Annotated in this window: 12 protein-coding genes and 1 pseudogene; 12 read left to right on the top strand and 1 reads right to left on the bottom strand. The window is 34.5% G+C overall.

All coding sequences use genetic code 11. The features are described from left to right. The first annotated feature begins 562 nt into the window (after positions 1-562). From hcp to ACXKY9_RS16460, 6 genes are all read left to right on the top strand, one after another. The gene (gene hcp, locus ACXKY9_RS16485; RefSeq protein WP_002101147.1) at positions 563-1849 is read left to right on the top strand and encodes a hydroxylamine reductase; all 1287 of its coding nucleotides are present in this window, start codon (positions 563-565) and stop codon (positions 1847-1849) included. An 873-nt stretch (positions 1850-2722) separates the two neighbouring features. Beyond that, the gene (locus ACXKY9_RS16480) at positions 2723-4039 is read left to right on the top strand and encodes a condensation domain-containing protein (protein WP_000415484.1); all 1317 of its coding nucleotides are present in this window, start codon (positions 2723-2725) and stop codon (positions 4037-4039) included. 463 nt (positions 4040-4502) lie between these two features. Continuing rightward, on the top strand, positions 4503-4823 hold the full coding sequence (locus ACXKY9_RS16475; RefSeq protein ID WP_000429488.1) for a PadR family transcriptional regulator: 321 nt from the start codon (positions 4503-4505) through the stop codon (positions 4821-4823). A 75-nt stretch (positions 4824-4898) separates the two neighbouring features. Further along, positions 4899-5240 (top strand): DUF1048 domain-containing protein, encoded by a 342-nt coding sequence (locus tag ACXKY9_RS16470; protein ID WP_000891986.1) that lies wholly within the window; start codon positions 4899-4901, stop codon positions 5238-5240. A gap of 170 nt (positions 5241-5410) precedes the next feature. Then, positions 5411-6172, top strand: a complete 762-nt coding sequence (locus ACXKY9_RS16465) for an ABC transporter ATP-binding protein (RefSeq protein WP_000017469.1) — start codon at positions 5411-5413, stop codon at positions 6170-6172. Further along, positions 6173-6922, top strand: a complete 750-nt coding sequence (locus tag ACXKY9_RS16460) for an ABC transporter permease (RefSeq protein ID WP_000837827.1) — start codon at positions 6173-6175, stop codon at positions 6920-6922. It begins immediately after the preceding gene. A 163-nt stretch (positions 6923-7085) separates the two neighbouring features. Here the strand turns inward: ACXKY9_RS16460 and ACXKY9_RS16455 are convergent, their stop codons facing one another. After that, positions 7086-8048, bottom strand: a complete 963-nt coding sequence (locus tag ACXKY9_RS16455) for a helix-turn-helix transcriptional regulator (protein ID WP_000755059.1) — start codon at positions 8046-8048, stop codon at positions 7086-7088. Between the two features lie 109 nt (positions 8049-8157). On the opposite strand from ACXKY9_RS16455, the gene ACXKY9_RS16450 reads away from it, so the two are divergent. The 6 genes and pseudogenes from ACXKY9_RS16450 to ACXKY9_RS16425 all read left to right on the top strand — a co-directional run bounded on the left by ACXKY9_RS16450 (position 8158) and on the right by ACXKY9_RS16425 (position 14198). Then, on the top strand, positions 8158-8637 hold the full coding sequence (locus ACXKY9_RS16450; RefSeq protein WP_000801032.1) for a GyrI-like domain-containing protein: 480 nt from the start codon (positions 8158-8160) through the stop codon (positions 8635-8637). Between the two features lie 173 nt (positions 8638-8810). Then, positions 8811-10295 (top strand): WD40/YVTN/BNR-like repeat-containing protein, encoded by a 1485-nt coding sequence (locus ACXKY9_RS16445; protein ID WP_023901655.1) that lies wholly within the window; start codon positions 8811-8813, stop codon positions 10293-10295. Positions 10296-10335: 40 nt separating this feature from the next. Further along, positions 10336-10530: pseudogene (locus ACXKY9_RS16440) on the top strand (hypothetical protein); the annotation flags it as partial. Positions 10531-10708: 178 nt separating this feature from the next. Then, positions 10709-11470: a glycosyltransferase gene (locus ACXKY9_RS16435; protein ID WP_000141002.1), complete on the top strand. Its 762-nt coding sequence runs from the start codon at positions 10709-10711 to the stop codon at positions 11468-11470. Between the two features lie 582 nt (positions 11471-12052). Beyond that, positions 12053-12775, top strand: a complete 723-nt coding sequence (sigI, locus tag ACXKY9_RS16430; RefSeq protein ID WP_002132841.1) for an RNA polymerase sigma factor SigI — start codon at positions 12053-12055, stop codon at positions 12773-12775. After that, entirely contained in the window at positions 12765-14198 is a 1434-nt protein-coding gene (locus tag ACXKY9_RS16425) for an anti-sigma factor domain-containing protein (protein ID WP_000981260.1), read from the top strand. The genes sigI and ACXKY9_RS16425 overlap by 11 nt, the downstream gene beginning before the upstream one ends. The last annotated feature ends 86 nt before the right edge of the window (positions 14199-14284 follow it).

Below are 14284 nucleotides of genomic sequence, written 5' to 3'. Positions count from 1 at the left end.
ATAAGTGTTTTTAAAGTTTCAGTCATCGTAATTCACCCCTGTTATAAAAATATAACATGATCTTTTTATTGATTAGATAAGAGATCATAAAGATAAAATGTATATGAAATTTCTTAAGTAGCTTCTATATAAATATATCATATAAATAATGTAAGTAATGTTAAGATAATGTAAATGTATTGTAAATAAAAAGGTTTACAATAAAGACTTTAATAAAAAATGATAGTTCCTTAAAATGACAAATGCGCTCTTCTTTCTATTGAATGATAGAAAGAAGAGCGTATTTTTATATCTATTTCATATGTGATGAATTGCAACTATTTGTACATGGGATTCAAAAATTTTTTTCGTTGTATATATTTCTCCAAATTAATTAGCTATTTAAAAGTATCGAAAGATGTGTGTACACTAATGCATATTTTTTAGTGTCAATAAAAATATTATGTCAACAATATGAACTGTCACAAATCTTTATATATTATTGTGATTGATATCACATCACTTTTTTTCAATGGGTATTATGCTTAAGGTGTAATGAATGATTGAGAGAGGGTGGGATGATATGTTTTGTTATCAATGTGAACAAACGCCAGCAGGCGGATGTAAAGTAATGGGTGTGTGCGGCAAGAATGAAACGATTGCGAGTTTACAAGATACGATTGTGTTTGGGCTAAAAGGAATTGCAGCTTATCGCACACATGCTGCTCAGCTAGGATATACGGATGCATTTGTAGATGCTACAACACAAGAAGCTTTATATATGACATTAACAAATTCTAACTTTAACGAACAAGAGCATATTGATATGGCTATGAAAGTGGGGAAATCAGCTTTACGGGTGATGGAATTATTAGATGAGGCACATACGAATCATTTTGGTGTGCCAGAGCCTGTACAAATTACACAAAATCGTGTAGAAGGTAAAGCAATTGTAGTTACAGGTCATAATTTATTTGCACTAGAAGAACTATTAAAGCAAACAGAAGGAAAAGACATTAATATTTATACACATTCTGAAATGCTACCAGCACACGGATACCCGCAGCTGAAAAAATATAAACATTTAAAAGGAAACATCGGTAAGGCATGGTATGATCAAAGACGCCTTTTTGAAAAATTTACTGGTGCCATATTAGCTACAACGAACTGTGTTATGCCAATTAAAGGATCGTACTCTGATCGATTCTTTTCATATGACATTGCAGGTTTAGAAGGTGTACAAAAAATTGAAAATGATGATTTTACACCATTAATTCAAAAAGCACTAGAACTTCCAGAAGTACATATGGAGTCGGATGAACAGTTAGTGACAGGGTTTCATCATAATACAGTATTATCATTAGCTCCAGAAATTATTGATGCAGTAAAAGAGGGGAAAATAAAGCGTTTCTTTGTTATCGCCGGTTGTGATGCACCGGGAAAAGGCGGAGAATATTATCGTGAATTAGCAACGTCACTTCCGCCAGAAACGGTTATTTTAACAACTTCTTGCGGGAAATTCCGCTTTAATGATGTGGATTACGGTGTTGTACCTGGTACGGAAATTCCGCGTTACATTGATTTAGGACAGTGCAATAATTCAATTTCTACAGTGAAAATAGCGGCTGCTTTAGCTGATGCTTTCCAATGTGAAGTGAATGAATTGCCAGTAAGTATTGTGCTATCATGGTTTGAACAAAAAGCGGTTGCCATTTTACTCGGGCTATTTAGTCTTGGGATTCAAGATATTCGCATCGGTCCAAAGGCTCCTGAATTTATTTCACCTGGCGTGCTTGATGTATTACAAGAAACATTTGGTTTAAAACTAATTACAAATGTAGCAGAAGACATGGCTATGATGTTATCGTAACGGAAAAGATGTTTTCACTTAATTGTAGCTTTATAAATCATTTGTATGTATGTGAGTAAACGTACATACAAATGATTATTAATAAAGAAAATCTGCTATATCTATAAATTTTATAATTTTATAAAGCTTTTAAAGTGTAACACCACATGCCCATCACCTTAAGATTTTAAGTATCCCCAAAACGAAATTTCTACATGAATATCTATAATTTTACCTCTTTTTCATTTGATTTGAAAATAAGCTTTCTATTTTTAAAAACCAACGATACCACCTCAAATTATATGAATAAAATCCATTCATTTATTAGGAAAATGGATTGAAAATAATAAGGTAGACTAAAAAGTAAAATATTATTTATGATAATCATTTTTTTATAAAATTTAAATTGGAAATAGCCCTACTCATTTTGATTGCGCATTTTCAAAATGGAGGGGCTTTTCTTACTGTAAAATCAATAACTGCAGCTTATTTTGTTGAAAAAATTCTCATTCTTATTTTGAAAGTGATATGGGTACATTTACATGCACATCAATCTTTTATGATGAAGTGGCCCTTGAATATATTATTTTTTATTGACAGACATAAAAATGATTTATTTGCTATATTGATAATTTATAGACGTTATAATAAAATGTTTACGTATATGTAAACTTAATTTATTATTGTTTGGTTTTATTGTGAGGTTAGGCAGTGTTAATAACAATAAAATAATGAATATATCACCTGCAAAAAGAATGCAACCAATACGGAGAAGATGATTTCGTTAAAAATTCGAAAAATAAGCGTTATTAGCTCTTGAAGAAAAATGACTAGAAAAATTATAAGCATATGGAAAATAGGGTTATACAAAAAGTCCTAAAGGGGGACGGAATTATGGAGAAAAGAAAGTATTCAGTAACACCACAAGATCGAATGAATTATGTATTAGGTCTTTATTCTGCAGATCAACAAATTAATGCAGTTCTTTATTTTCCTGTAGGTATATCCAAGGAAATACTTGAAGAATCAGTAAGGATAACGTTGCAATTGCAACCAGTTTTGAACAGCCGGTTTGTAGAAAATGATATTCCTTACTGGGAGGAACATTCATCTGACACTAATTCATCTATTTGCTTTTTTGCAGAAGGAAATAATCAAGAACTTGAAATAATGGCAATAGATTTTATTAAGGAACCTGGTGATCGTATTCAGGGGCCTATGGTTCAAACGAAATTATTACGGGGCACTACAACAGATATGTTAGTTGTGAAATTGTCTCATCTATGTTCAGATGGTGCAGGAGTCAAGGAATATATTAAATTGCTTGGAACGATATATACTCACCTTTCATTGGGACGGTCTAAGAAGCAAATTATAAAGGAATTTGATGAGGGAAATGAGAGTTGTCGAGATCAATTACATGTATTCAAATACGCTGGAATATCGGACATAAAAAGTGCGTATCGTCCTAACCAAGAACAACAGGCATCGTTATGGTCTTTTCCATCTCAACCTAACAAAAATAAATTTCCCCAAATGTCCGTACGGCGATTGAGCCATGAGCAAACTCTACGTTTAACCCAATGGACAAAAGCTCAACAGGCTACCTTGAATGATGTAATCATGACTGCATACTTCCGAGCTTTATCACATTTCACTGTGTATGCAGAACCGCGCACTGCAGAAAAAATGATTGGCTTGACAATTGATTTACGTCGATATCTGCCTAATAATACAACTGGTGCTATTTGCAATTTATCCGGTATGGAAATGCCAGTGATTAAAATGGAAGACGATGAAACATTTAAGCAGACTCTTGTTCGAGTTAAACAATCAATGGATAAAATAAAGTCTCAAAATCCAGGTCTTTCTTCAGCAGCAGGAATGGAGTTACTGGCAGAAATGAAGCTATCTACAGTGAAGGAAATGTTTAATCAGCAATATGAACAGGCTGTACAGATGGGAATGGCATTGCCGTTACTGACAAATTTGGGAGTAATCGCTGATGAATCTATTCAGTTTGGTGAAATTCAAGCTGAGGACGGGTATATGACATCACCTATTATGTATGCACCATTCTTTTCAATGGGAGCAAGCTCTTATAATGGAAGGCTTACATTTACGATCGGTTATCATGCGCCGGATATATCAAAAGAAAAGGTAGAAAAATTTTTAGATAGTGTTGCTAATCAACTATCAGAAATAAAATAAAAGAGAATATAGAGAACAGATTTCTAACAGAATTGTATTTTAGGGGCTCGTATCATGTACGGATAATCTCTGGAAATTTTCTCTGATCGCACTTGCCTTTATGCTTTATATGCAATGGGAATGGTAGTGAGAAACAATTTGTATCGTGAAAAAACAAGATATATCGGTATAAAAACAATAAAACAGAGCTGATTTAAATTACACTTTGAATCAGCTCTGTTTTACTAGTTTGATGGCCCTTACAACAAAAAAGGAGGCTGTATCCGGTTAGGGTAAAGCGGATTTTTAATTTTTTTGAAAATAAAGTTGACATCCACAACTACTTAGTCATACAATGTAGTTGTAATAAGTAATACTGAATAGTGTGGTTTTACTCAAAAGCTATTCAGTAAAAAATTCGCCTTAGTACTCTGTGATACTGAATATAAGTCAGACAGAATAGGGGGTAAAGGAGGATCAGGACATGGAAAATTTAACTGAAATGCTAAAAGGTTCACTGGAAGGGTGTGTACTGGAAATCATCAGTCGCCGTGAAACGTATGGCTATGAGATTACCCGCCATCTGAATGATCTTGGGTTTACCGAAGTTGTGGAAGGTACGGTGTATACCATCCTTGTACGATTAGAGAAGAAAAAGCTTGTGAATATTGAAAAGAAACCATCAGATATGGGACCGCCTCGTAAGTTTTATTCATTAAATGAAGAGGGCCGCCAAGAGCTTGAATTGTTTTGGAAAAAATGGGATTTTGTATCGTCAAAAATTAACGTCTTGAAGTCAAAATAGGTTCATAAGATAAAATGTTCCGGCCGATACTTTGGGAATTTCTTGTTCGGTTTTATAAAAAAGGAGGAAAATAAGATGTTAGAAATGTTTAAAAAGTTAATTGGTGATAAAAAAGAGTACAAAATGATGATGGCACGAGTTGAGGCTCTGCCAGAGGACTACCAATTTGTATTTAAGAAAATTCAAAACTACATGTGGAATTTCTCAGCGGGTAACGGGATGGATATGTTACACATACAGTATGAATTAATCGATTTGTTTGAAGCTGGTGCAGCAGAAGGAAGACAAGTGCTTGACATTACTGGGGATGACGTGGCTTCCTTTGCTGACGAACTAGTGGCAAATGCTAAAACTTACGTCTCCAAGTATCGTGAAGATTTGAATGAAAGTATTATGAAGAAATTGAGAAAAAAATAAATGGAATAAGTAATACCGACTGATTAGCTGGTTACACATATGAATTGCCACCATAGCTATTCAGTTATATTTTTAGCTCGGTACTAAGTGATACAGAATATCAGTGGTACTAAATAGATAGAGGTAAATAAATTATCTCCGCAAAACATTTTTATAGGGAGGAAAAAAGTATGAGTCATGCAGCGATTTCTATAAAAGGCTTGAAAAAATCCTTTAAAGACAAGGAAGTTTTAAAAGGAGTAGATTTTGAGGTGCAGCGTGGAGAAATTTTCGCGCTGCTAGGCTCAAATGGAGCGGGAAAGACGACAACGGTCAACATCCTTTCGACACTCATGAAGCAAGATAGTGGTGAAGTAAGTATTTGCGGATTTGATGTACAGCGTCAACCAAATCATGTTCGTCAAAGTATCAGTTTGACAGGGCAGTTCGCAGCTTTAGACGGTATGCTGACTGGGAGGGAAAACTTGATAATGATTGCTAGGCTACGTGGTGTTTCCAGTCCCGCTCAAGTTGCTGACAATCTACTTGCAAGATTTAGCCTGACTGATGCGGCAAACCAAAGGGCAGATCAGTATTCAGGCGGGATGAAGCGCCGGCTTGATATCGCGATGAGTTTGATTGGGGCGCCAGCAGTTATTTTTCTTGACGAACCAACGACTGGACTCGATCCTGAAGCGCGGATTGAAGTGTGGGATACAGTCAAGGAACTTGCTGATAGTGGTACAACTATTTTGCTTACGACTCAGTACTTGGAGGAAGCAGAACAACTGGCTGATCGTATCGCAATTTTGCATGGTGGAAAAATTATTACGACAGGTACTCTTACTGAACTGAAAGAGATGTTCCCACCGGCAAAAGTGGAGTATATCGAGAAGCAGCCTACATTGGAAGAAATATTCCTTGCGATCATTGGCAAAAAGGAGGAGATGTAAATGAAAAGCAAAACAGGGGTATTACTTGGGCGCTTAATGCGCAATATTATGCGTAGTCCAGATACAATTATTACGGTAGCGATTACACCGATTATGATGATGCTATTGTTTGTATACGTATTTGGTGGGGCTATACAGACAGGAACAGATAACTACGTCAATTATTTATTGCCGGGAATTTTGCTAATGGCTATCGCATCCGGTGTAGCTTACACTTCCGTGCGACTCTTTACGGATGTAAAGAGTGGGCTGATGGCACGTTTCATTACGATGCCTATTAAGCGTTCATCGATATTGTGGGCTCATGTTTTAACCTCTCTTGTTGCTAATGTACTTACTATCGTTGTAGTTATTCTTGTTGCGCTCTTAATGGGTTTCCGTTCCAGTGCGAATATTCTAGATTGGCTTGCAGTAGCTGGGATACTAGGAATGTTTACGTTAGCGCTAACATGGTTGGCTATCATTCCAGGGCTGACGGCAAAGTCTATGGAAGGGGCGACAGCCTACTCGTACCCACTAGTTTTTCTTCCATTTATTAGTTCAGCCTTCGTACCTACCGAAACGATGCCAAAAATTGTTCGTGTGTTTGCAGAGAATCAGCCTGTAACTTCAATCGTGAATGCGATTCGTGCTCTTTTATATGAAGGAACTGTTGGAAACGATATTTGGATTGCGCTCGCTTGGTGCGTCGGAATTATGGTTATTGCTTACTTCTTTGCTAGTAAAGCATTTAAACGTCAGCTAGGGTAAGAAACGAGATAAACGAAACCTTCAGGAATAATATATATTTAGAAAAGCACGGGAGATTTTCCGTGCTTTTATTATTTATCATGCTCTCATTGTAGTAAATGAAATGGTATTTAAAAATAGAATAATTGTCCAGTGATAAAGCTTAATATTTGAGGCTCACTGCTTATGGAATGTATAAGCACACTCGTTTTTGTAAATCTGCTAATACTTCATCGGGTATTTCTTTGATTTTAATATCCTTCCCTAGAAAAAGCAGCCAATTTATTATTTCCGTCACTTCATCGGGATTGTTAACATTGATAAAAGTTTTTAAAATGGCTGTGGATTGGTAAGGATTAGTATAAGATATTGAAATTTTTAAAGGATGGTATTTTTTGAACTGGGCAATTGCTGTCGGACCAAGTTCAAGTACAAGGTTAATTGCTTCAGCCTTCTTACTTAGTTTTTCTAAAATCTTTTTCTTATTGAGCCTTTTATTCGTCGTGTATGGTTCGATATTGATGAGATCATCGACAGGAAACATTAACTTCTTTTCTTCTTTTAAGTCAAATCCTTCAATAATCCAATGGCTTTTTTCTTGATAAAGGTGTAATAGATAAATTGGATAAGACTTAATTTCTTCATCTTTTTTAATGGTAATCAATAAATGGTTATCCAAAAGAAGGATTTGAATGAGTTTTTCTAACATAGGATGGGGGAGATCAGAAAGCTCAAGTAGATCGGGATTATGAGGATTAGTTCCTTGGAACAGCAAGAGTTGATTTAAAAGAACAAGGTCATCCTGCTGGGTTTCTGAGATGAGTCCTAGTAGTTTTTCGGCTAAAGATTGACGACTCTTTAGGTAGGGAAGTTGTTGATTCCTCGTAGCCATAAAGGCAATAAAAAGAGCTTTCACTTCATTATCAGTAAAGCGAACAACGGGCAGGATAGAATTATGCATAACAAAATATCCACCCGTTCTCCCAACTTCAGCGACAAGTGGCATTCCCATAGCTTCAATTTCTCTAATGTCTCTAATAGCTGTCGATCTTGATATGTTAAATTCTCGTATGATTTCAGAAATTGTAAAGTGGGAGCGGTTGTTGATATATCGCATAATTGTATTGATCCGTTCAACTTTTTTCATGTTGGTCTCCTAAACAGTATCATTTTTTGACATGGTTTAAAGATATTATAAACGTATCAGATGAAAAGATAAATCGTTTGATTAATAAAAAAAGAGGCAGGTTTTGCATATGAAAAATTATACTATAGAAGAAAAAGATAGCTTTATTGTGTTAGGTATTGGAACTGAAATTAAGAGTGAATATACAGACTTTGCTGGAATAAATAAAGAAAAGGAAGCCTTTTGGTCGGCTGTTAAAGAAGATGGAAGGCTGGACACTTTAAAAGCTTTAGCGACAAATGAATACATTTTTTCTGTGAGCGAAGCGGTGAATAACAAAATGATGTATTATGCGGGTGTCATGACAGAAGCACAAATAGAAGAAGAATCTAGAGTAATTCAGTTTCCGAGGGGAGAATACTTAGTAGTAAAAGGGGAAGACAAAACAGCTGAAGAGTTAAGTAATAAGTTGACTGGCATCGCCTTCGGTCAAGCTTTACCAGATGCAAATGAGTTTGCTTATGTTGGTGGACCAAATACGACGGTTGAGATGGGGAAAAGAAACGGCTTAGTGTTTGGTGAAATGTGGATTCCAGTTGTTAGGAAGTAAAGTGATAAAAGGTACGAATAGGGGAAGTAGAGGCTAACAATCTTGGATTGTTGGCCTTTTTAACATGAATATAATATTCATATGTCTATTGTATTTTTTGCGGCAAGATTAAATAGCTTTTTTGTTACTTTACAATAAAGTATACTTAATATCAGTAATTCATATAATTAGGAGTGGTTTCTATATTTAGAGAAAATACAAAAAGGATACTTCTGTCATTAGTAACAAATCCAATACTAATAATTGTATACGGGATCTTTTGCTATGAGTTGGCCTTATACTGTAAGTACGGAAGAATGAATTATAATATTTACATTTTGTTATTGTGTATAGTACTTTTTATATCCATAACTACATTTACTACAATGCGGGTGATAAAAAATAGAGAATATGAATCTAAAAAATTAACAAATTCAATAGCATGGAGATCCATTTCTATTATCATTATTGTTGCAATTACATCATTTTATGGGATGCAGATTTATAAAAGTGCAATAAATTACAATGGCAAATTGGCATGGTTTATAGAAAAGTTAAAACATGAAAGGTCAGTTAAACTTAAACATAATAATATATATAAATCTGGAGTAGAAGGTATTTTTGAAGATATAAATAAAAAATATCCTTTGCCAAAGAAATTGTATATGGCAACTGATTTTGATCTTACATTTCATTCAGATGGAACAATCACAGCGTTTGATACATTTGTTTATGGGAAAAATGTTGATGGGAAAGAAGAAACTTATTTAATCTCTTATAATAAGAAGAAATCAGAAGATATTACTATAATACGAGATGGATATGCAAAGCCTGATTATAATGATGATAAATTAGTAGAACCTTTAATTAAAACGGTTAAGGCGATCCCAGTTAAGCAAACGGTCAAAAAATGGAATGAAAGTAAGTATGGGTTGATTTATTATGGAAAAAGAAATTGGGGATCCAATACAGAGGGAATTATTAATATTACTGAGGATGGTAAGAGGCAGAGTGTTAAAGAAGCAGCTTCTGATATCATTGGATATACTGTATCTATATTTGTCCCTGGAAAAGAGAAAGAGCTAGTCCCTGCTAGATATAATTTAATAAGTGACGCAAGTTGGAGTAAATCAAAGACGCCTCCAAAAGAAGATATGCTTAAAGAGAAGGAACAACAAGATTTAAAGAATGAAAAAGAACAGTTTTTCCTATCGAAAGAAGTTGGTTATAAACTAAATATGACAGATAAAGCATTAGGGAGCGCTTTTTATTCATTAAGCAAGACTAGTGATGAAGGGAAAACATGGGAGGTTATCAATCCAGACCCATTTAATGGGGGGATTGGTAGTGTATCAGGAATCATTTTTATAAATGATAAACTTGGGTTTTTAGGAGCAATTAGGCCTTCTGGTAATGAAGGAGAGTTATATCGCACAGATGATGGGGGAGTATCTTTCAAAAAGGTAGAATATCCGCCGCATGAAGTGAAATTAGATCATACACAGTCCACAATAAGTCCTTTTGATTCTCCTAGTATGCCATATGAGAAAGATGGGGTTTTTAATATGTTAGTTGGACAAGGGGCAGATGGAGACTACAATGGCGATAGTAGTGCACTTTATCAATCAAAAGATAACGGAGAGACATGGGAATTTGTAGAAGAAGTGAAAAAGAAATAATCAGAATGTTTTTTTAAAAATAAGGTAACTACTCAGCTATACATTTCATGACGGACAGGAAGAATTTACGAGTGAAATAATTAAAGTTCTTTCTCATGCTGGAGATTGGTTAATATGGTCTACTATTCTTGCATCTTCCATCATGTATACTGTTACTTTATATAAGAATCATCCAGATATCAGAAAAATTATACATGCTCGTTTTGAAGAAATAAAGCAACGAATAAAATATTAATGTAACTAATAAAAAACGTTATTCTTTCTAGTAATTTTGCTTATTTAGAAAGAATAACGTTTTTATTTTTTAATACTCAAGTAATAGTTTACCTGCAGTTCCTATCATATAATTTATTGAATTTTAATATACGTTATGTATAACAGATATTTACCTTATAAAATAAGGGGGGCATATTATGACTGAGACAAACGAATCTTCAGGAGTCAATTTGAAAAAAGATGTGAAGTTTTCTATTATAATTCCTGCACACAATGAAGAAAAGTACATTAGAAAATGTTTAGATTCAATTGCAAAGGCATCAGAGGCATATAAAGAGCAAACGGAAGTTATAGTTGTTTTAAATCGTTGCACAGATAAAACAGAGGAAATAGCAAAGTCTTATAACTGTATTACATTAAAAAATAACGATAAAAACTTATCCAAAATCCGAAATGCAGGAGCCCAAATAGCTAGTGGAGAAATAATCATTACTATAGACGCTGATACCCAAATGACAGAGTCTATGTTGTCTAATGTAGATAAACATCTAGCTTCAGGCAAATACATTGGTGGTGGGGTAACTGGAAAGTTTGAAAGAATGTCCTTAGGAATATTCGTTTCCGCAATGTTAATAATAATTCCCTTACTTTTTAAGTATGGAGCTATATCTGTAGGGATTTTTTGGTGCTATAGAAAAGACTTTATGGCAATCAACGGATTTAATGAAAACATGCTTATGGCAGAAGATGCTGATTTTGCCAAACGGTTAAAAAAATGGGGAAAGCGAAATAATAAGAAATTCGGTACAATTAAAAATGGAATGATGACTTCATGCAGAAGATTTGATACATATGGAGACTGGACTTTACTTAAAAATCCAAAAGTAATTTTAGCTTATCTAAAAGGAAATGATAGAAAATACGCAGATAAGACATATTATGATAACCAAGAAAGATAAAAATGGAGAAAACCGGTAGAAAATAGTTAGTGCTTTTTTAGATATAATGAGAATCCAACTTAATTTAATAGATATTATAAGAAAACCATCAATTTGATTACCCTTTTTCAAATTGATGGTTTTTATTTTTGAAATAAATATGTATTTTTTTATGAAAATATTTTTTGACCCCCATAAAACTTTGTACTCCTCCGAATATGTATAGTGAAAAAAATAAATAGAAGAAAAATGACTATGAAAGAATATAGAAGTATTAATAAAATTACTAGATTAAGTGGCATCCAAAATGGAAGGATGAAATTACCAATTATATAGAGAAGAGTTATTCAAGGATTGCAGATAAAATAGAAAGAGAATAAGCAAAACGAACGGTAGAAAATAAGAAAGTAGATAAAAATACAAACTTAACTTTAGTGCCGAGAGAAAAGGAAAATTATTAAGAAAACGTTGGGAAAAGTTAGACTCGAAAAATATAACTAACAGCAAGAAAACAAGACCGAAGAAAAGTACCAAGAAAATCTGGTTAAATGGTCACTTGTGTAGTGGCCATTTTGCTATTTGAAGGAGGCTGGGAGATTACAAGTGTTGAGTTTAGTAATGAAGATCTTAAGAAAACCGAAAATAGAAGATATCGTATATAACATACAAAACAACGAAGAAGACAAAGAAGCGTTTATCGTACAGTATCAGCCTTTTATTAGAAAATCAATCTCATCTGTCTGCCGTCGATATATTACAGAACAGGATGATGAATATAGCATTGGATTGTTTGCTTTTAACGAAGCAATTGAACAGTATTCCTATACAAAAGGAAAATCCTTTTTAGCGTTTGCTGATCTTCTTATAAAAAGAGATGTAATTGACTATATACGTAAGGAGTCTAAACATAACTTTGTCTTTTTAAAAGAAGATGAGCAAGAGGAAATGTTAGAAATGCAAGTGTCGCTTACGGAGTATATGAAAGAGATGGAAAATAGTAACCGTAAGGAGGAAATTCTTCATTTTCAAAGTGTGCTAGCTGAGTTTAAAATCACATTCTCAGAGCTTGCTAAAGAATCTCCTAAGCATCGTGATACACGTGAGCACTTAATAGAAATTGTGAAAATAATTATAAAAGAAGAGGAAATGATGGAAGAGCTGTTCCGAAAGAAAAAGTTACCGCTTAAACAGATTGAACCGCGTGTTAGGGTAAGTCGTAAAACGTTGGAACGACATAGAAAATACATTATTGCAATGTGTATTATTTTTGCAAACAACTATACATATATTCTGGATTACATAAGAGGGGAAAAGCATGATGAATAAAGGAATTGTGATGGATATAAAAAAGCATAGCGTAGTTGTTTTAACACCAAATGGAGAGTTTATTACGTGTAAAAGAAGAGGGGATTCTTGCATAATCGGGGAGGAAATCTCGTTTGATGAGCAAGAACAAAAAGCATCGCATTTTTCGATTCCTTCCTTTTTAAAGCCTGCATCAATACTTGTTGCTTGTTTTCTATTTGCAGTGCTGTTTTTCTACAACCAACCAGAAGAAAAAGTATTTGCTTACGTCTCAGTTGATATAAATCCAAGTTTAGAGGTGAGCGTAACAAAGGATTTTCGTGTTATAGATTTGCAGGCTTGTAATGATGATGGAAGGCGTATTTTAAAAGAATTGAAGCAATGGAAAAATAAACAATTACAAGAAGTAATACGTACTATTATAAAGCAAAGTCAAGAGGATAAGTATTTAACGAATGATAAGCAAGTTATGCTAACAGCTGTTGCAAAGGACAAGGCACTAGAACCACTTTTGGAAAAGGCAATGAAAGAATTAAAGAAAGAATATGAGCTAAAACATATTACAGTTGAATATCAAAGTAGCACAATGCAAATACGAGAGAATGCTAGAAAAGCTGGAATTGGCACAGGTGTTTATATAAAGCAAGAGAATGAGAAGAACAAATCACTTACGCCTCCTGTCACCCCGTCTAATCCGGTGGAAAACGAAGAAGAGGTGCAATCACACCCGGAGTCATCTCCTGATGCAACACTCGATTTGTCTCCTGTAAAAGAAAAAAAATATGAAAAGCAAGAGCAGAAAGAACAAAAGAAAACAGAGGAACAGCCATCGAAGCAAATAAAAGAAAACAATGGAAGAGGATCTCAGCAAGAAAATAGAGGGAATCAACAGGAGAATAACAGTAGAGAAGCTCAACAAGGAAATAATGGGAATCAGCAAGGGAACAACGGAAGAGGATCTCAACAAGGGAATAATGGAAATGGGAAAGGGAACAACGGAAGAGGATCTCAACAGGGAAATAATGGAAATAGGAAAGAGAACAACGGAAGAGGATCTCAACAGGGAAATAACGGAAACGAGCAAGGGAACAATGGAAGAGGATCTCAACAAGGAAATAATGGAAACGAGCAAGGGAACAATGGAAGAGGATCTCAACAAGGAAATAATGGAAATGAGCAAGAGAACAATGGAAGAGGGTCTCAACAAGGGAATAATGGAAATGGGCAAGGGAACAATGGAAGAAATCCTCAACAAGGAAATAATGGGAATCAGCAAGGGAACAATGGAAGAGGATCTCAACAAGGGAATAATGGAAATGGGCAAGGGAACAATGGAAGAGGATCCCAGAAAGAAAATGACGGAAACGAGCAAGGGAACAATGGTAGGGGGTCTCAACAAGAAAATAGGGGCCACCAGCAAGGGAATGAAAAGAAGAATCAATAGAATATGGAAGTGAGAGATTCACTTCAAAGCTAAAAGGATTTATTCCGCTATTTGCTGGGCAGCCCGATTGGTGAGGGCTGATGATT

The sequence above is a fragment of the Bacillus sp. 2175 genome, assembly GCF_057812155.1.
This window is presented reverse-complemented; position numbering and strand designations above follow the sequence as displayed.